Source organism: Alteriqipengyuania lutimaris, from assembly GCF_003363135.1.
GTDB classification, from domain to species: domain Bacteria; phylum Pseudomonadota; class Alphaproteobacteria; order Sphingomonadales; family Sphingomonadaceae; genus Alteriqipengyuania; species Alteriqipengyuania lutimaris.
Map to the genome: position 1 here is coordinate 854,240 of NZ_QRBB01000001.1, position 18,220 is coordinate 872,459.

General features: G+C 66.4%; 19 protein-coding genes. 11 read left to right on the forward strand and 8 right to left on the reverse strand.

Annotation, left to right across the window (positions count from 1 at the left end; genetic code table 11):
- Positions 1–75: 75 nt before the first annotated feature.
- The 3 genes from DL238_RS04175 to DL238_RS04185 are packed head-to-tail and all read right to left on the reverse strand — an operon-like array spanning position 76 to position 1,932.
- The gene (locus DL238_RS04175) at positions 76–621 is read right to left on the reverse strand and encodes an LptA/OstA family protein (protein ID WP_115491107.1); all 546 of its coding nucleotides are present in this window, start codon (positions 619–621) and stop codon (positions 76–78) included.
- Positions 618–1,286, reverse strand: a complete 669-nt coding sequence (gene lptC / locus DL238_RS04180) for an LPS export ABC transporter periplasmic protein LptC (RefSeq protein WP_115491108.1) — start codon at positions 1,284–1,286, stop codon at positions 618–620. Before lptC ends, DL238_RS04175 begins: the two co-directional genes overlap by 4 nt.
- A 25-nt stretch (positions 1,287–1,311) precedes the next feature.
- Positions 1,312–1,932 (reverse strand): ribonuclease D, encoded by a 621-nt coding sequence (locus DL238_RS04185; protein WP_115491109.1) that lies wholly within the window; start codon positions 1,930–1,932, stop codon positions 1,312–1,314.
- A 205-nt stretch (positions 1,933–2,137) separates the two neighbouring features.
- Between DL238_RS04185 and DL238_RS04190 the strand changes: the two genes are divergently transcribed.
- The gene (locus DL238_RS04190; protein ID WP_115491110.1) at positions 2,138–2,827 is read left to right on the forward strand and encodes a uracil-DNA glycosylase; all 690 of its coding nucleotides are present in this window, start codon (positions 2,138–2,140) and stop codon (positions 2,825–2,827) included.
- 9 nt (positions 2,828–2,836) lie between these two features.
- Here the strand turns inward: DL238_RS04190 and DL238_RS04195 are convergent, their stop codons facing one another.
- Together DL238_RS04195 and DL238_RS04200 are read right to left on the reverse strand one after the other, a co-directional pair.
- A complete protein-coding gene (locus DL238_RS04195; protein ID WP_147290988.1) occupies positions 2,837–4,030 on the reverse strand; it encodes a hypothetical protein in 1,194 nt (397 codons plus the stop codon).
- A gap of 25 nt (positions 4,031–4,055) precedes the next feature.
- Positions 4,056–5,324, reverse strand: coding sequence for a TIGR04063 family PEP-CTERM/XrtA system glycosyltransferase (locus DL238_RS04200; RefSeq protein WP_115491112.1), 1,269 nt, complete (start codon positions 5,322–5,324; stop codon positions 4,056–4,058).
- A 135-nt stretch (positions 5,325–5,459) separates the two neighbouring features.
- On the opposite strand from DL238_RS04200, the gene DL238_RS16020 reads away from it, so the two are divergent.
- The 4 genes from DL238_RS16020 (at position 5,460) to DL238_RS04215 (ending at position 8,846) form a co-directional block, all read left to right on the forward strand.
- On the forward strand, positions 5,460–5,606 hold the full coding sequence (locus tag DL238_RS16020; RefSeq protein ID WP_181883953.1) for a hypothetical protein: 147 nt from the start codon (positions 5,460–5,462) through the stop codon (positions 5,604–5,606).
- A complete protein-coding gene (locus tag DL238_RS04205; RefSeq protein ID WP_115491113.1) occupies positions 5,603–7,000 on the forward strand; it encodes a DUF5935 domain-containing protein in 1,398 nt (465 codons plus the stop codon). The genes DL238_RS16020 and DL238_RS04205 overlap by 4 nt, the downstream gene beginning before the upstream one ends.
- Positions 7,001–7,053: 53 nt before the next feature.
- Positions 7,054–7,503 (forward strand): MaoC family dehydratase, encoded by a 450-nt coding sequence (locus DL238_RS04210; RefSeq protein ID WP_115491114.1) that lies wholly within the window; start codon positions 7,054–7,056, stop codon positions 7,501–7,503.
- 164 nt (positions 7,504–7,667) lie between these two features.
- A complete protein-coding gene (locus tag DL238_RS04215) occupies positions 7,668–8,846 on the forward strand; it encodes an acetyl-CoA C-acyltransferase (RefSeq protein WP_115491115.1) in 1,179 nt (392 codons plus the stop codon).
- Positions 8,847–8,929: 83 nt separating this feature from the next.
- Here DL238_RS04215 and DL238_RS04220 read toward each other — a convergent pair whose 3' ends face one another.
- Complete coding sequence (locus DL238_RS04220; RefSeq protein WP_147290989.1) at positions 8,930–9,241, reverse strand: hypothetical protein; 312 nt, start codon at positions 9,239–9,241, stop codon at positions 8,930–8,932.
- Positions 9,242–9,373: 132 nt separating this feature from the next.
- Between DL238_RS04220 and DL238_RS04225 the strand changes: the two genes are divergently transcribed.
- Positions 9,374–9,979 (forward strand): DUF4126 domain-containing protein, encoded by a 606-nt coding sequence (locus DL238_RS04225; RefSeq protein WP_115491117.1) that lies wholly within the window; start codon positions 9,374–9,376, stop codon positions 9,977–9,979.
- A gap of 35 nt (positions 9,980–10,014) precedes the next feature.
- On the opposite strand, the gene DL238_RS04230 is transcribed toward DL238_RS04225, so the two are convergent.
- Positions 10,015–11,250, reverse strand: a complete 1,236-nt coding sequence (locus tag DL238_RS04230) for a polyhydroxyalkanoate depolymerase (RefSeq protein WP_115491118.1) — start codon at positions 11,248–11,250, stop codon at positions 10,015–10,017.
- A gap of 153 nt (positions 11,251–11,403) precedes the next feature.
- On the opposite strand from DL238_RS04230, the gene DL238_RS04235 reads away from it, so the two are divergent.
- The 5 genes from DL238_RS04235 (at position 11,404) to DL238_RS04255 (ending at position 17,190) form a co-directional block, all read left to right on the forward strand.
- Positions 11,404–13,254 (forward strand): ABC transporter transmembrane domain-containing protein, encoded by a 1,851-nt coding sequence (locus DL238_RS04235; protein WP_234030956.1) that lies wholly within the window; start codon positions 11,404–11,406, stop codon positions 13,252–13,254.
- Positions 13,255–13,397: 143 nt separating this feature from the next.
- A complete protein-coding gene (locus tag DL238_RS04240) occupies positions 13,398–15,569 on the forward strand; it encodes a M13 family metallopeptidase (protein ID WP_115491119.1) in 2,172 nt (723 codons plus the stop codon).
- A gap of 80 nt (positions 15,570–15,649) precedes the next feature.
- Positions 15,650–16,459: an undecaprenyl-diphosphate phosphatase gene (locus tag DL238_RS04245; protein ID WP_115491120.1), complete on the forward strand. Its 810-nt coding sequence runs from the start codon at positions 15,650–15,652 to the stop codon at positions 16,457–16,459.
- Positions 16,460–16,596: 137 nt separating this feature from the next.
- Positions 16,597–16,818 (forward strand): hypothetical protein, encoded by a 222-nt coding sequence (locus DL238_RS04250; protein ID WP_234030957.1) that lies wholly within the window; start codon positions 16,597–16,599, stop codon positions 16,816–16,818.
- 96 nt (positions 16,819–16,914) lie between these two features.
- On the forward strand, positions 16,915–17,190 hold the full coding sequence (locus tag DL238_RS04255; protein WP_115491122.1) for a pentapeptide MXKDX repeat protein: 276 nt from the start codon (positions 16,915–16,917) through the stop codon (positions 17,188–17,190).
- Positions 17,191–17,290: 100 nt separating this feature from the next.
- On the opposite strand, the gene phhA is transcribed toward DL238_RS04255, so the two are convergent.
- A complete protein-coding gene (gene phhA / locus DL238_RS04260) occupies positions 17,291–18,184 on the reverse strand; it encodes a phenylalanine 4-monooxygenase (RefSeq protein WP_115492762.1) in 894 nt (297 codons plus the stop codon).
- Positions 18,185–18,220: the final 36 nt, after the last annotated feature.

Below are 18,220 nucleotides of genomic sequence, written 5' to 3' on the forward strand. Positions count from 1 at the left end.
CCCACCCGGCCAACCCATCGGTAGTATTGTGGGTTGGCCGGGTGGGGGTGTGGGCTGGAGCCGTAGCCCTACAACTTAATCCTGCGGGACGGAGAAGGAGCCGGTCACGCGGCCTCCGTCGGACGAGGAGCCGCTTGCGCCGCCGTCGATGCTCGACAGGCCCGAGCGCAGGTCGATCGTCAGCCGCCCGCCATTGAGCGTATCGCCTCCGCGCTGGAGGCGGACGTCGCCCGTCATCGTGATTACGCGGCGGTTGAAATCGTAGACCGCCACGCTGCCGCGCGCGCTCTCGTTCCCGCGCGTCACGGTGACGCCGCCGGTGGCCGAAATCCGCTGGATGCTGAGCGAGCCCGCGTCCGAATAGTCGACGATCGTGCGCCCGGCGGTCATCCGCAGGTTGTCCTGATCGATCCGGACATTGCCGGACAGCACGACGCGATTCTCGCGATCCTGCAGCTCGATCCGGTTGGCGGCGTAATTGACGGGAGCGTTCGAATTGTGGCCCGCGATCGCCTGCGCGTGCAGCTGGAGCCCGGCGAAGGTGCACGCCGCGAGCGCCAAACCGGCGAAGCCGGAGCGCAGCGCGAGGCGGAAATTGTTGCGGGTGCGGGGGTGCGTCATTCCATGCTTTCCAATGCGCCGGGAACCATGCGCAGGCGGGCATTGCCGTCAAGCGTAATCGTCCGGCTGTCGAGGTCGACGCGCAGGCTGTCGGCCGAGAAGGTGCCCGCCGGGACCGCGCCCGACACGCCGTCCTCGCCCAGCAGCAGCTGTTCGCGCAGGTTCACCGAGACGCCGCGCGCGGTCAGGCTATAGCCATCCGCCGCGCGCAGCATCACCGGGCCGTTCACGTCGAGGAGTTCTTCCGAAATGTCGTAGGCGCCGCCCTCTGCCGCGATCCGCGCCGGGCCGTCCTGCAGCAGGATGCGCGCGACCACGTCTTCCAGCCGCACGATGCCTTCCGCGCTCGATCGCTGCACCGCCTCGTCCGCGCTGAGCGAGAAGGGGCGGCCCTCATTGTCCGACCCGCGATAGGTCGCGCTGTCGATGCGCAGGCGTTCGTCGATCTGTTCCACTTTGTCGCGGTCGAGGATGAAGGACACCTCGCTGCGCGGGGAGAGCGGCGTGAGCACGAGGAAGGCGACGATCGCACCCGTCGCCATCGGCAGGCCGATAGCGAGGATCCTGATCAGACGATCGTGGAAACCCCCGGGCGCGGCCTGGCGCTGGCGCCCGCGGCGCTGGCGCTGTGCGGCGCTGGTTTCTTCCACGTATTCGCTGGTCATGGCCTCACTCGTGGTTGCAACGCCCTTACTCGTGGCTGAAGATGTCGGCGTTCGGCCAGCCTGCCAGGTCGAGGCGCGCGCGCGTGGGGAGGAAATCGAAACAGGCCTGCGCGATTTCCATACGCCCTTCGCGCAGCAGCCGTTCCTCGAAAATGTCGCGCATCCGGTGGAGGAAGCGCACGTCCGACGCGGCATATTCGCGCTGCGCATCGTTGATGACGGGCGCTCCCCAGTCCGAGCTTTGCTGCTGCTTGGAAATATCCTCGCCCAGCAGTTCGTTGACCAGCATCTTGAGCCCGTGGCGATCGGTATAGGTGCGCGTCAGCTTGCTCGCGATCTTGGTGCAGAACACGGGCGCGGCGGTGACGCCCAGCCAGTGTTCGATCGCGGCGAGATCGAAGCGCGCGAAATGGTACAGCTTGATCCGGCCCGGATCGGCCAGCACGGCCTTGAGGTTGGGCGCATCGAAGGTGCTGTCGACGCCGAAGCGGACCAGGTGCTCGTCGCCCTGGCCGTCACTGATCTGGACGAGGCAGAGGCGGTCGCGGTGGGTGACGAGGCCCATCGTCTCGGTATCGACGGCAAGCGGCGTGCCTTCGGCGAGCACGCCCGCGGGCAGGTCTTCTTCGTGGAAATATACGGCCATGAATGTCCTTGCTTCTTGCGGTGCCAGCCCTCTCCCCCGCCAGTCGCCTGCCCTGGCACCCGGCACGGTAGCGGGCATCCTATCGGGTGGCTGGGCGGGGGGAGAGGGCTGGCACCGTCACCAAACACGACACGCACCTAGGCCGATTGGGGAAAGAGGGAAAGGGCATCTGGCGCGCGCGCTCCGCACGCAATAGCGAGGGCCCATGGGCACAGACCTCCCGCCAGGCTGGCAGGCCGTTCTCGAACCGGTTCTCGCAACGCCCGAGGCGCGTCGGCTGGGCGGCTGGCTGCGGGCCGAAAGCGATGCGGGCAAGGCGATCTACCCGCCCGAAGGGAGCCGGTTGCGCGCGCTCGAGCTGACGCCGCCGGACGATGTGAAGGTGGTGATCCTGGGGCAGGACCCCTATCATGGGCCGGGGCAGGCCATGGGGCTGAGCTTTTCGGTGCCCGAGGGCGTGCCGCCGCCGCCCTCGCTCAGGAACATATACAAGGAACTGGCGCAGGATTGCGGCATCGCCGTGCCCGCTTCGGGTGATCTTACTGCGTGGGCACGTCAGGGCGTGCTGCTCCTCAACAACACGCTGACGGTCGAGGCCGGGCAGGCGGGCAGCCATACGGGGCGCGGGTGGGACGCGATCACCGATGCCTGCGTCGCGGCGGTGGCACGGCGCGATCAGCCCGCGGTGTTCGTCCTGTGGGGCAGCCATGCGCAGAAGAAGGCGGCGCGGATCGGCGAACTGGCCGAGCCGACGCGGCACCTCGTGATCCGATCGCCGCATCCCAGCCCGCTCTCGGCGCATCGCGGCTTCTTCGGATCGAAGCCCTTCAGCCGCGCGAACGAATTTCTGGAGCGTAGCGGGCGCGGCCCGATCGACTGGGCGGCTGTCCTCTAGTCGGGACGGTTACGCGACGTCGTCCAGCCGCGCGAGGCGGTCGAGCGCGGAGCGCAGGGCCTGATCGACATCGCGCGCAGGCGGGGGCATCTGCGACAGCGCGCTGTCATGGCGATGCTGGCCCGAACGCGCCGGGGACATCTCGGGCGAAGTGCGCCTCCGGGGCCGGTCGCGGTCCTGCCGCCCGTTCTCGTGCTGCAGGGCGCGGGCCAGTCGCTCCACCAGTTCGGCAACGCCCAGATCGCTCAGCGCAGGTTCCTGCGCGCGCGGTTCGGGCCAGGCCGGGGGTGGAGGCGGAGGCGCGGGCGGGACGAAGCGTGCGCAGCGCTGCTTGTGCTCCCCCTCATCGGGGGTTTTCTCGAATGAAGAGCGTTCGACGTGGTTGGCGCAGCGCGCTTGCGGCGAGTCGCGCAAAACCGCAGGCTGAATGTCTTCGGGCTCCTCCTCTTCGGGCCCATCTTCCGGAAGAAGATGGTCCGCGAAGGGATTGTAGCGAGAGGTCCTGGCGTGCCAGGCGGGCATGTCCGGCTCGTCGCTCCGGTGCTCGAGCGTGCGATTCGCTACGAATTCCTCGTCGCCGCCAAGCAGCGCGAAGGGATCGCGCGTCTGCTCTGCGGGTTCGATATCGAACTGCACGTCGCTCGCCTCGGGTTCAACCGGGAATGCGGTTGCCTCGGCGTCGCTCCATGCAGAGGCGAAATGGGGGTCGTCGATCGGGGCCTTGAGGCTAACGACCGGGTCTTCGCCCGTATCGAGATGCTCGTCCGACAATTCGTATTCGATCTCGTCGGCCGCTGTCGGCTGGGGTGTCGGCTCGGGTGCGGGTGCACGCTCGTCCTCGTCGTCGTCCTCGGGCGGCAGGCCGAGCGCGGCGCGCACGTCGAGCGGGGGACGGGCATCGCGCTTCGATCTGCGCGGCTTGGCGGGGGCGACATCGACCGGCTGATCGCTGCGCACGCGATTCGCGATGAACAGCCCCAGCAGCAGGCCCACGCCTGCGGCACCCACCGCAACGGCAAGGCGGGTCTGCACGCCCGGGATTGCAAGCTCCCCGAACAGCGCATCGAACAGCACCGGCGGCAGGAACAGGAATCCCGCGCCCAGCAGCGCCGCGAACCACGCCGCGACAAGCACGGGGAACACCGCGCTCGCGATCAGCCGGTCGGCACCGGTTTGGGTCTCTTCAGGGGCGTGTTCCGCCACGACGGCTTCCTTCAATCGGCCTTCTTCAGGATCGGCCGCTGTGGCGGGCGTGGACGCGTTGGGGCATCCACGCCGCGCTTTCACGCGACCGATCCGTCCGATTCGGTAGCAGGAGATGGTAAACGTCGAGATAAAGACGGCTGTTTATCTGCCAGTCGCGGCTGGCAGCGACGAAACGGCGCGCGCGTTCGCGCATCGCGGGCAGCGAATCCGTGTCGTCGAGCATGTTGGCGAGCATGTGCGCCAGCCCCTGCGAATCGTCGGCGGGGAAGAGCACGCCGGTCTCTTCATGGTCGATCAGTTCGCGATGGCCGCCGACATCCGAAGCGGCGACGATCCGACCCTGCGCCATCGCCTCGAGCGGCTTGAGCGGCGTGACCAGCTCGGTCAGGCGGCTGCGCTTGCGCGGAAAGGCGAGGATGTCGACGAGCGCGTAATACTTCGCAACCTCGTCGTGCGGGACACGCCCGGTAAAGACGATTCGCCCGCGGTCGGGCGACGCGGCGGCCTGCGCGCGCAGCGCCGCGTCTTCGGGCCCGCCGCCGACCAGCAGCAGTGTCGTGTCCGGATGGCGGCGGCGCAGAAGCGGGAGGGCGTCGATCAGGTCGTCGAGCCCCTCGTAGGGATAGAAGCTGCCGATGAAGCCGATCACGGGGCCATCCCCCACGCCGAGCTTCGCGGCCAGCGCGGCGTCGCGCGGTGCGGGCGTTCCGAACTGCGCCATGTCTACCGCATTGGGCGAGAGGCCGATCTTGTCGGGCGCGAACCCGCGCTCGACCAGGTCCTGCCGCAACCCCTCGCAGATCGTGAAGACGGCGTCGGCCCCGGCCACGACATGGTTTTCGAGCGCGCGCGTCAGTCGGTATTTGGGCGAGCCTTCGGTGCCGGTCCCGTTGCCGACCGCCGCATCTTCCCAGAAGGCGCGGATTTCGTAGACCACCGGAATGCCGAGTCGCTTGCCCGCCCGAATCGCGGCGAGGCCGCACAGCGCGGGCGAATGCGCGTGGAGCACGTCGGGACGCCAGTCGCGCGCCAGCCGCTCGATCGCGTCGGCCTGCGCGCGCACCTCGCGCCATTCGTGAAGGCCCGGCGGGCCGCTTGCCGTGCCGGCGGTGCGATGGAAGCGCAGGCCCTCGCAGACATCATCCTCCGGCCCATCGGCCGTATGCCGCAGCCCCGTCAGAGCGCGCACGTCGAGCCCGTCGGCCAGTTGCGCCCGCATGATCGCGCGGGTGCGAAAGGCGTAGCCGCTGTGCATCGGCAGCGAGTGATCGAGGACGTGGAGAACGCGCATGTCGCCCGATGGCCTAGCGCAGGCGTACTTAACGCCGCGTCAACTCCGCGCTGCTAGCGCATCGGGCACGATGGCCCGCGATGTGTCGCGCGGCCCAACCTTTGCCGAACGGGGACCATACCAGCCGTGATCGACATGATCGTCCTCGTTTCGATCCACGGCCTGCTGGTGCTCGCGGGATACCGCCTGATGCTGCGCGACGATCTGGACGAGGATCCGCTGCTGGACGAGCCGGACGGCGATCCCGGGCCCGGAGCAGACGGCGGGCGCGGCGCGCCATGACCGACCTGTTCCTGCTCGGCTTTTTCGGCCTCTTCCTGCTCTTCGGGCTCAAGCGCCCGTTCCTGTGGGTGTGTCTCTATCTCTATGTCGACATCCTGATCCCGCAGAAGATCGGCTTCGGCCCGATTACCGGGGTTCCGCTGTCGCTGATCGCCTTCGCGGCAGCCTTCGGCGGGTGGCTCGCGCTCGACAAGAAGACCCGCCCTACCTTCACCTTCCGGCAGGGCATCATGCTGTTCCTCGTCGTCTGGGCATTCTACACCCTGCAGGGCGCGCAGTTCGCCGAACCGGCCGCGAACAAGTGGGACTGGGTGTGGAAGACGATGGTCTTCGCGATCTTCCTGCCCTTCACCGTCACCACCAGACTGCGCTTCGAAACCGCCGCGCTGGTGATGGTGCTGACGGTCGGGGCGATCATCATTTCGGGCGGGATCAAGACCGTGCTGGGCGGGGGCGGCTACGACAGCCTCTCGCTGTTCGTGAACGAGAACTACGGGCTCTACGAAAGCAGCACGCTCTCGACGGTCGCGATCGCGATCATCCCGCTGCTGTTCTGGTTCACCCGCCACGGCACGATCTTTCCGCCCGGTATCCTGGTCAAGCTGTTCGCGCTCGGCCTCGGTGGCGCGTGCCTGCTCATTCCCGTTGGGACCGAGGCGCGCACGGGCCTGGTGTGCATCGCGATGCTCGGCCTGCTGGCCCTGCGCGAAAGCAGGCACAAGCTGCTGGTGATCGTCGGCGGCGTGGTGCTCTGCGTCGCGGCTTTTCCCTTCCTGCCGCAAAGCTACGCGGATCGCATGGCCACGATGATGACGGCGGAGGAGGACGAAAGCGCATCCACCCGCGTCGCGGTGTGGCAATGGACGCTCGACTACGTGGAGGAAAAACCGCTGGGCGGCGGGTTCGAAGCCTACCGCGCCAACAGCTTCACCTATCGCATGCCGCAGACCACGGGGGAGGGCAACATGACCTCAACCCGGTTCGAGAAGGTGACCGACGAGGGCCGCGCCTATCACTCGGCGATCTTCGAAATGCTGGGCGAGCAGGGCTGGCCGGGGCTGGGCGCATGGCTGCTGTTGCAGGCGATCGGGCTCGTCAGCATGGAACGCCTGCGTCGCAAGATGCGCAAGCGCGGCGATCTGCGGCTCGAATGGCTCGGCCATCTGGCCATCGCGCTGCAATATGCGCAGCTGATCTACCTCGTCGGCGCGCTGTTCCAGGGGATCGCGTGGCAGCCCTTCATCATGATGCTGGCGGGGCTCCAGATCGCGCTCGCGATCTATGCCAGGCGCTTTGATTCGCCGCGCGCGGCGACGGTGGGAGAGCGGCTGGCGGCCCAGCGCCGCGCCGCCGCGCCCGATGCCGTAGCGACAGGCCCCGCTCCATTGCGCTAGCGCCCGGCATCCGGCATGGAGCGGGCACAAATCCAAGCAAAGGAGAGGCGCGCATGAGCCCGCAGGATATCGCTGCAAAGGTCGGCGAACAGATCGGCACCAGCCCCTGGGTCGAGATCAGCCAGGAACGGATCAACCAGTTCGCGGAAGCGACCGGCGATCACCAGTTCATCCATGTGAACGAGGAAGCGGCCAAGATGACGCCGTTCGGCGGCACTATCGCCCACGGCTTCCTGACGCTGTCGATGATTCCCTATCTCAGCGCCGAGGCAGACCTGCCCAAGCCCGACGGGATCAAGATGGCCGTCAACTACGGCGGCAACAAGACGCGCTTCATCAACCCGGTGAAGAGCGGCAAGAAGATCCGCGGGCACTGGAAGCTGCTCGAAATGACCGAGAAGCGCCCCGGCCAGTGGCAGCAGACGGTCGAGATCACGATCGAGATCGAAGGCGAGGAAAAGCCCGCCCTGATCTGCGAATGGATGACGATGTTCTTCGTCTAAAATTCCTCCCCTCTCCTTCGGGGGAGGGGATCGAGGGGTGGGGGATGCCCGCGCAACGCGGGTCAGCCCCTCCCCGCTGCGACTAGGGCTTGCTTCGCAAACCCAAGTCTCGCTGCCCCTCCCCTGAAGAGGAGGGGGAAGTTCAGTTTCGAGGAGTTCACGTTATGCGCAGCGCAGTTATCGTTTCCACCGCACGCACCGCCATCGGCCGCGCCTACAAGGGCGGCTTCAACAACACCAAGGGCGCCACGCTCGGCTCCTACTCGCTCGCCCCGGCGATCGAGCGCGCCGGGATCGACGCCGGCGAGATCAACGACGTCGTGTGGGGCGCCGCGCTCCAGCAGGGTGCGCAGGCGGGCAACCTCGGACGCCAGGTCGCGCTGCGCTCGGGCTGCCCGATCGGCGTTTCGGGTATGACGATCGACCGCCAGTGCTCCTCGGGCCTGATGGCGATCGCCACCGGCGCGAAGCAGATCATGGTCGACAACATGGATATCGTCGCCGCGGGCGGGCAGGAATCGATCAGCCTCGTCCAGACCCCCGAAATGCGCGTGATGCCCGATCCCGAGCTGATGGCGATGCACGGCGCGATCTACATGCCGATGCTGCAGACGGCCGAGACGGTCGCCCAGCGCTATGGCATCAGCCGCGAAGACCAGGACGAATACGCGCTCCGCTCGCAGCAGCGCACTGCGGCCGCGCAGGAAGCGGGCAAGTTCGACGACGAGATCGTGCCCGTCACCGTCACCATGAAGGTGAAGGACAAGGAAACCGGCGAGGTGTCCGAGAAGGAAGTCACGGTCGCCAAGGACGAGGGCAACCGCCCCGACACCAAGCTCGAAGGGCTCGCCTCGCTCAACCCCGTGCTCGGCCCCGACACCACGATCACCGCGGGCAATGCCAGCCAGCTGTCCGACGGTTCGTCGGCCAGCATCCTGATGGACGAAAAGCTCGCCGAAAAGCGCGGCCTGACCCCGCTCGGCCGCTATGTCGGCATGGCGGTCGCGGGCACCGAGCCCGACGAGATGGGCATCGGCCCGGTCTTCGCGATTCCCGCGGTGCTCGAACGCACCGGCCTGAAGATGAGCGATATCGGCCTGTGGGAGCTGAACGAAGCCTTCGCGGTGCAGGTGCTCTACTGCCGCGACAAGCTCGGCATCCCCGACGAAGATCTCAACGTCAACGGCGGCTCGATCTCGATCGGCCACCCCTACGGCATGACGGGCGCACGCTGCGTCGGCCACGCGCTGATCGAAGGCAAGCGTCGCGGTGCGAAGTATGTCTGCGTCACTATGTGCGTCGGCGGCGGCATGGGCGCGGCGGGCATCTTCGAGGTCCTGTGACGCTCACGTAGATTTGCCATGGCAAAGAGCGGCCCTCCGGGTTCCGGAGGGCCGCTCTTTTCAATTTGTGCCGCGCGCAACGCTCACACGTTGCAGAGGCGGGTCTCCGCGGAGTTGCAGCCGGGCAGACCGGGGGTAGGCGGGGTAGGCGGTGTACCGTCGGGGACGCAGATTCCCCCACCGCACCCTGGCGAGGTCGGAGGCTGCAAAAGGTTTTGATAGGTTTCGGCAACGCAGATCGCAAAATCCGGATATCCCAGGTTGTTGCCATCCTGGCACATCAGAAAAGCCTGATTATAGAGCTGGAAATTGTCGGCCTGGGCGCTCGCCGCAGAAGCAAGGGCGCAATTCGTGATCATCAAAGAGGCTGCATAGACGATGTGGCGTCTTTTCACGGGTGTCTCCTTCTTGAGGGGACCGTCCGCCCCCATTGCGAGAGGTGTTCTGCGCGCGTTGCGTATTCGTAACCGATAGCGGTAAAAGACCCTTAGCTTTGTTGCGGCAACGATCTTTGAAAGGGGCGCTGTGTGGGCATCATCGAACTCCTCGGCCTTGCCGGCAGCGTCAGCCTGCTGTCGGGCTGGCGGCTCTATGCGACGGTCCTGATCACCGGCATCGCGATGCGCAGCGGCTGGGTGCCGCTGCCCGAGCAGTTGCAGATGCTCGACGTGCTCGCCAATCCGTGGGTGCTCGGCATTGCCGCGGTCGGAACGGTGATGGAGTTCCTTGCCGACAAGGTGATGTGGCTCGATAGCGTGTGGGACGGTGTCCACTCGCTGATTCGGCCCGTCGGCGGCGCGCTGTTGGCTTTGGCGATCGTCGATCCGGGCGATCCGGCGTGGCAGGTGATCGCCTTCCTGCTGGGCGGAGGTGCCGCCTTCGCCGCGCATGCGGGCAAGGCGAGCGCGCGGGCGGCGGTGAACACCAGCCCCGAGCCGGTGAGCAACGTGGCGGTCTCTGCTGCGGAAGATGTCGCCACCGTCGGATTGCTGGCGCTGGCATTCGCCAATCCGGTCGCCGCCGCCGTGATCGCCGCCGCGCTGCTGGTGCTCAGCATCGTGCTGATCGTCGTGGTCGGGCGCGCCGTGCGCGGGCTGCTGCGCAGGCGCGCGCGAGAACCCGGCGCGCCCTGACGCAGACCTGACGCGACCCGGTGGGCAGGGCGTGCCTAGCCGTGGGTTTCCATGAACTCCTCGATCACCGGCGCGACCTTGGTGCGCCACTTGCTGCCGTTGAAGATGCCGTAATGCCCGGCATCCCTGGCGAGGTAGTAGCGTTTCTTGTCCTCGGACAGGTTGCGCGCCAGCGGCAGCGCGGCCTTGGTCTGGCCGATGCCCGAAATATCGTCGCGCTCGCCCTCGACCGCCAGCAGCGCGGTCTGTTTGATGTCGCCGAGATCGATCACCGTTCCGCGATGTTCGAAGCTGTTGTTGGGCAGCGAGTGTTCCTGGAACACCTCCTCCACCGTCTGGAGGTAGAATTCGGCCGTCATGTCGCAGACCGAGCGATATTCGTCGTAGAAATCCTTGGTCATCTGCGCGCTGTCGTCGTCGCCTTCGACGAGGTGCTTGAACATCTCGTAATGGCTCAGCATGTGCGCGCCCAGGTTCATGCTCATGAAGCTGGCGAGCTGCATGAAGCCGGGATAGACGCGGCGGCCCGCGCCCGAATACTGGGCAGGCACGGTCGCGATCACGTTCTGCTTGAACCAGCTCAAGGGCCGCTTCATCGCGACATCGTTGACCGTGGTCGGGCTTTCGCGCGTGTCGATCGGCCCGCCCATCATGGTCAGCGTCCTGGGCGCAGCCTTGTCCTTCGCCCCGTTCATCAGCGCGGTCGCGGCGAGCGCCGGGACCGACGGCTGGCAGACCGCGACCATGTGCGCAGGCCGCCCCTCGTTCCGCTCCGCAATCACCTGCAGGAATTCGACGAGATAATCGATATAGTCGTCGAGGTCGAAACGCCCTTCGCTCAGCGGGACGTCGCGCGCGTCGTGCCAGTCGGTGATGAAGACTTCGGAATTCTCGACCATCCGCTCCACCGTGCCACGCAGCAGGGTCGCGAAATGTCCGCTCATCGGGGCGACGATCAGCACGGCGGGCGCATCTTCGGGCAGGTCGGCGCGGCGGAACCGCTTCAGGTCGCCGAAGGCGCGGTGCAGCACCAGCGTTTCGGACACCGCGTGGTCCTTGCCGCCGACTCGCACGCTCTCGATGTCGAACTCCGGCTTGCCGCGACGAATGGTGGCATGAGCGAAGACCTCAAGCGCTGAGCCCGCGATCGGGCCGATGCCGGCATAGGCCATCGGATTGCGCGGATTGGTGAGCCATTCGGAGCCGATCGAGGCCATCGCGCTGGCACTGTTGAGCCAGGCGGCCTGGAGTTCGTAGGCGTGATAAAGCAAAGCAGACCTCTTGACGTGACGTCGCCGGCAGGGGGCGGCAAGGGCAATGTGGGCATTACCTGCTCTTCTTGCCATCATTGTGCAATGCACAAGGTGGATTGCGGGTCCTTGGCCGTGGATTTCCCCGGCCCGTGGCGCTAGGCGCAAAGCCCCATGGATCGCGAACATCAGACATCCGCACGGCGCAGGCGCAAAGCCTTGTCGAAGGGCGCCGCAAAGGACGCCGCCGAAGCCGACAACGCGCGTTCGCTCGCGCCGCTGCGGCTGATCTTTCGCGAGGCCTTCAGCTATCCGGACAAGGTCGCCTATGCGCTGCTGGCGCTGGTGATCACCGCTGCCGCGACCCTGGCGATTCCCGCCGCGCTACAACTGGTGATCGACCGCGGCTTCGCCGATGGAGGCGATCCGGGCTCGATCGCGCGCTGGTTCCGCTACCTCTTCCTGATCGTGTGCGTGCTGGCACTGGGCACCGCGCTGCGATTCTATTTCGTCAGCTGGCTGGGGGAGCGGGTGGTCGCGAACCTGCGGCTGAAGGTGCAGCGCAACCTGCTGCGCCAGGAGCCCGGCTTCTACGAGGCGAACAGCCCCAAGGAGATTTCGAGCCGACTGACGAGCGACACCGCGATCATCGAACAGGTGGTCGGCACCACGCTGTCGGTCGCGCTGCGCAACGTGCTGATCGCGGGCGGCGGGACGATCTACCTGTTCGTGCTCGCGCCCCGGCTCACGATCATGCTCGCCATCGCGATCCCCGCGATCATCGTGCCGGTCACCCTGTTCGCCCGCCGCCTGCGTTCGGTCAGCCGCGCGAGCCAGGACCGGGTGGCGGACGTGGGCTCGCTTATCACCGAGACGCTCTCGGCCATGGAGATCGTCCAGGCCTTTACCCAGGAACGGCGCGAGCACGAGCGGTTCGCGGGCGCGGTGGAGCGGATTTTCGATACCGCGCGCCGCCGTATCCTGATCCGCTCGATGATGACCGGGGTGGTCATCACATTGGGCTTCGGCGCCCTCGTGCTGCTGATGTGGCGCGGAGCGGTGGGCGTGGCCGAAGGGACGATCACCGGCGGAACGATCGGCTCCTTCGTGCTGACCGGCGTGTTCGTTGCGGGCGCTTTCGGCGCGCTGACCGAGGTCTATGGCGATCTTCTGCGCGGCGCGGGCGCGGCGGACCGGCTGGCCGAGCTGCTCCGTGCAGAGCCGCAGATCGCGCCCCCGGCCAAGCCGCAGCCGCTGCCCGTGCCCGCCCGAGGCAGCCTCTCCTTCCGCAATGTCGGTTTCGCCTACCCGACGCGGCCCGGCGAGCGCGTGCTCGAAGACCTCACGCTCGAGGTGCAGCCGGGCGAAACGGTCGCGCTGGTCGGGCCCTCGGGCGCGGGCAAGTCGACGCTCTTCCTCCTCGCCCAGCGCTTCTACGACCCGCTCGAAGGCACGATCCGGATCGACGGCATCGCCTTGCCCAGCGCCGATCCGGCGGACATCCGCGAGCGGATCGCCTATGTGCCGCAGGCGGGGACGCTGTTCTCCGCCAATGCGCGCGACAATCTGCGCTACGGCCGCTGGGACGCGAGCGACGAGGAGATCTGGGAGGCCGCGAAGCTCGCCAATGCCGGCGAGTTCATCGAGAACCTGCCCCACGGCCTCGACACCGACCTCGGCGAGGACGGCACCCGCCTCTCGGGCGGGCAGCAGCAGCGCATGGCGATCGCGCGGGCCATCCTGCGCGACGCGCCTATCCTGCTGCTCGACGAGGCGACCAGCGCGCTCGACGCGCAGAGCGAGCGGCTGGTACAGGATGCGCTGGCCCGGGTGATGCGCGGGCGCACCACGCTCGTCATCGCGCACCGGCTGGCGACCGTGCGCGAGGCGGACCGGATCGTGGTGATGGATGGCGGGCGGATCGTGCAGCAGGGCACGCATGACGAATTGCTGGCACGCGGTGGCCTCTATGCGCGGCTCGCGAAGCTCCAGTTCGCCGAGGCGCCCGAAAACGGTGCCGCCTGAACGCGATTCTGATCGACGAGCGACATAGCCGGCCCGACGGGCGTCGATGCTTTGGCGGTCTGAAAGTCTATGGCAATATCGCGCGTAATCGGCCGTTCATCGTGGGCGGCGATATTGCAAATGTTTGAACACAGGGGACAATCATGATCCGCACCATCCTTGCCACCACCGCCAGCGCCGTCGCGCTGTCTCTCGCCGCACCCGCTCTCGCGCACGATCACGCGGCGGGCGAAACCGAATTCCTGCTCCAGGACGGCGCCGCAGACGAGGGCGCGGCCCAGACCCCCACGATGAGCTTCGGCGAATGGGGCGTCGATACCGCGTTGCTGTCCGACAGCATCGATCCGGGCGACGACTTCTTCGCCTACGTCAACCAGGAGTGGCTCGACGCGAACCCGCTGCCGCCCGAATACAGCCGCTTCGGCGCGTTCAACCTGCTGCGCGAGAAATCGACGAGCGATGTGAAGACGCTGGTCGATAGCCTGCTGGCGAAGCCCGCATCGCAGCTGACCGGGGACGAGAAGCGGATCGTCGATGCCTATAATTCCTACTACGACACCGACGCTATCGACGCCGCCGGCCTCGCGCAGGCGCAGCCTTATCTCGACAAGATCCGCGACGCCGGCACGCTTGCCGAACTCGCCACGCTGTGGGGCACGCCGGGCTATTCCTCGCCGCTGGGCGGGGGCGTGAACGTCGATTCCAAGGAACCGACGCGCTATTCGGTCTATATTGGTTCGGGTGGCCTCGGCCTGCCCGATCGCGACTACTATCTCGACGAGAGCGAGAAGGGCCGCGAGATCCAGGCGAAGTATCGCGAATACCTCACCTTCCTGATGACCGAGGCCGGGTACGACGATCCCGCCGCGATGGCGCAGTCGGTCTATGATTTCGAAGACCAGATCGCGCGGACCGTCTCGTGGGATCGCGCGACCCGTCGCAACCGCGACCTGACCTACAACGCGCTGACCCCGGTCGAGCTGGGCGAATTGTCGGGCGCCTTTCCGCTCACCGCGCTCCTGACCGCGAGCGGCTTTGCCGAGACCGACCGTTTCATCGTCGGCGATCTCCCGCCGAGCCTCGAAGAGGTCGAGGAGCTTGGCCTGACGCAGGAAACGCTCGACAAGATCGGCGGCGGCACCCCTGCGATGATGGCGCTGATCGCCGATACTCCGGTGGAAATGCTGCAGGCCTGGACGATCAAGGAATTCCTCGAGAACAACGCCTCGGTCCTGCCTTCGCGCTTCGACGAAGCGGACTTCGAATTCTACGGCAAGACGCTGCAGGGCACGCCCGAACAGCGCCCGCGCTGGAAGCGCGCGATCGGTGAATCCGAAGGCCTGCTCGGCGAACTGCTCGGCAAGTCCTACGCCGCCGAGTATTTCCCGGCCGAGAACAAGGCCGCGATGGAAGAACTGGTCGCGAACCTGCGGGTCGCGCTGCGCGAATCGATCGGCGACATCGACTGGATGGGTGAAGAGACCAAGGAAGAGGCGCTGGCCAAGCTCGACGCCTTCGATCCGAAGATCGGCTATCGCGACAATCTGGAAACCTACGAAGGGCTGGAGATCACCCCTGGCGATCCGATCGCGAACCGGATGGCCGCGGCGCGCTGGCAGTGGCAGGACAGCCTTTCCAAGCTCGGCGGCCCGATCGATCGGACCGAGTGGTTCATGCTGCCCCAGACGGTCAACGCCTATTACAACCCGACCAAGAACGAGATCGTCTTCCCGGCGGCGATCCTGCAGCAGCCGTTCTTCGCACTGACCAACGATCCGGCGGTCAACTACGGCGGGATCGGCGGCGTGATCGGACACGAAATGGGCCACGGCTTCGACGACCAGGGCTCCAAGTCCGATGGCACCGGCATGCTGCGCAACTGGTGGACCGACGCCGACCGCGCGGCCTTCGACGAACGCGGCAATGCGCTGGTGGAGCAGTACAACGGCTTCTGCCCGCTCGGCGATGGCGAGACCTGCGTCAACGGCCGCCTCACGCTGGGCGAGAATATCGGCGACCTTGGCGGCCTGAGCCTCGCCTACCGCGCCTACAAGCTCAGCCTCAATGGCAAGGAAGACAAGGTGATCGACGGCCTCACCGGCGACCAGCGCTTCTTCCTCGCGTGGGCGCAGGTGTGGCGCAGCCAGCAGCGCGAAGAGGCCGCGCGCCAGCGTCTGCTGACCGACCCGCACAGCCCGGAGGAGTTCCGGGTCAACGGCGTCGTGCGCAACATGGACGCCTGGTACGAGGCGTTCAACGTGACCCCGCAGGACGATCTCTATCTGCCGCCGGAAGAGCGCATCAGCATCTGGTAAGGCCGTAAAAGCCTGCCGGAATGGCATTCGGGGGCCGTGCAAGGTTGACTTGCGCGGCCCCTTCGCTTTGAGCGCTGGCCATGGACACCATCGTCACCGCAATCCTGCTCGGCATCCTCGAAGGGCTGACCGAATTCCTCCCCGTTTCATCGACCGGGCACCTGATCCTCGCCCAGGCGTGGTTCGGCTACGATCCCGCCGTCTGGCGCCAGTACAATATCATCATCCAGCTGGGCGCGATCCTGGCGGTCGTGGTGACCTATTTCAAAACCTTCTGGACGATGGGCATGGGGCTTCTGCGGGGCGAGCGGGCATCGATCATGTTCGTCCGCAACATCCTGCTCGCCTTCCTGCCCGCGGCGGTGATCGGCCTGCTGATCCTCGACGTGATCGACGCCATGCTCGAAAGCCCGGCGGTGGTCGCAACCGCGCTGATCATCGGCGGGATCGCGATCCTCGTGCTCGAAAAGGCGATTCCGACGCGCGAGGAGCAGGGGGTGGAAACGCTTTCGTGGAAGACCGCGATCGGCATCGGCTTCGTCCAGTGCCTTGCGATGATTCCCGGCACCAGCCGCTCGGGCGCGACGATCATGGGCGCGCTGGCGATGGGCGTGGGCCGCAAGACCGCGGCCGAGTTCTCCTTCTTCCTCGCGGTACCGACCATGCTCGGCGCATCGGTGGTCAAGATCTTTCAGGAGCCCGAGCTGCTGGCGGGCACCGCCGCGATCGGCTGGACCCACATCGCGCTCGGCTTCTTTGCGAGCTTTCTCGTCGCGCTGGTCGTGGTCCGCGCCTTCGTCGCCTATGTCAGCAAGCGCGGCTTTGCGCCTTTCGCCTGGTACCGCATCGTGGTCGGCTCGGTGACGCTGATCTGGCTCTTTGCGCTCTGAGGCTCGGACAGTCCCACCGGCCGATGGCGTGTTTTCGGGAACCAAGCGCGGAAAACCGGGTTCCCTGAAAGCAAACTTAACACAGGTTTACGTTCTTACGGCCCATGGGACTACTCATTCTTCTTTGCAGCGGCGCAGTGCTCGGCTGGCTGGTCGCGTTGATCACCGGGGCCGACAATAGCCGTGCCGCGTGGCTGCGGGTTGGCCTGGGCGCGGCCGCAACCGTTCTTTCCGGCGCCGCGGTAAGCGAAGTTCCCCTGATCGAGACGCTGGGCGTGAGAGCGCTGCTGGTGTCGCTTGCGACCGGATGCACGGTCCTCGCCCTGATTTCGCTTATGGATCCGATCGCGCGTCGCTGAAATCCGCATTTCGCGCGTACAATACGGCAATTGCAGGGTATCCGTGTGGCGAAAAGATGGCTAAGCGAGTCTCCCAACCAATTTAGGGGAAGACTCATGAAGACCACTTTCAAGACCGCTCTGCTCGCTTCGACCGTCGTGCTGGGCCTCGGTCTCGCCGCTTGCGCCGAAACCGAAACCACCGAAGCCGAAGACACGATGGCTGAAGACACCATGGCCGAAGACACCATGGTCGAAGAGCCGATGGCCGAAGACGCGATGGCTGAAGATGCGATGGCCGAAGACGCCATGGCCGAAGACGCGATGGCCGACGACGCGATGGCCGAAGACACCATGACCGAAGAAGGCATGGAAGAAGAAGCAGCTGAGTAATCGCGCTTCGTCTTCGCGATGAATCAGACCGGCCCCGAAGCGATTCGGGGCCGGTTTTCTTTTGTCCGAAGGGCGTCCGCTCCCCGCAGGGAGGGAGGGGTCAGACCGGCTGCGCGCCGCTCCCCCGCCCGCCGCGCAGCAGGTATTCCTGCGTGCCGACGTTCACCACGTTGTCGACGTCGATGACGGCCGAATTGGCGTAGGTGAAGGCAGGCGGCAGCTTCTGGTAGAGCGTCTCGAAATCCCGCTCCACGGTCTTGCGGTACAGATCCTCGAAGCTTTCGATCACGAAGTAGGTCGGCTGCAGGTCGCTGATGACGTAATCGGTGCGCATCACCCGGTCGACGTTGAGCATGATGCGGTTGGGGCTTTCCGCCTCGACCGAGAACACCGCCTCGGTCGGGCCTGACAGAATGCCCGCGCCATAGGCGCGCAGATCGTCGCCGCCTTCCATGATCAGCCCGAATTCGACCGTGTACCAGTACAGCGCGCCGAGCGCCTTGAGGCGGTTGTGCTTCATCGCCCGCCAGCCCGCGCGGCCATATTCCTGCATGTAGTCGGCGAAGACCTGGTTGGTCAGCATCGGCACGTGGCCGAACACGTCGTGGAAGACGTCGGGTTCCTGGATGTAGTCGAAGGTTTCGCGCGTGCGGATGAAATTGCCCGCCGGGAAGCGGCGGTTGGCGAGGTGCCAGAAGAAGATGTGATCGGGGATCAGCATGGGCACCGGCACCACGCTCCACCCCGTCATTTGGCCGAGATCTTCCGACAGGACCTTAAAATCGGGCACGCCGCCCGCACCCAGATCGAGCCGTTCGAGCCCTTCGAGAAACGCGGTCGCCGCGCGCCCGGGGAGGACCTCCATCTGGCGCGCGAACAGGTCGTCCCAGATCGCGTCGTCTTCGCTGTCGTACTCGGTCTGCTTGGGCTCAAGCCAGTCCTCGCCGACATGCGAGGGGCGCTTGAGCGGCGCGGTGAAGACATCGTCCGGCATGACCGGGATGTCGGCAAATTTGTCGTCGCGGTTGAG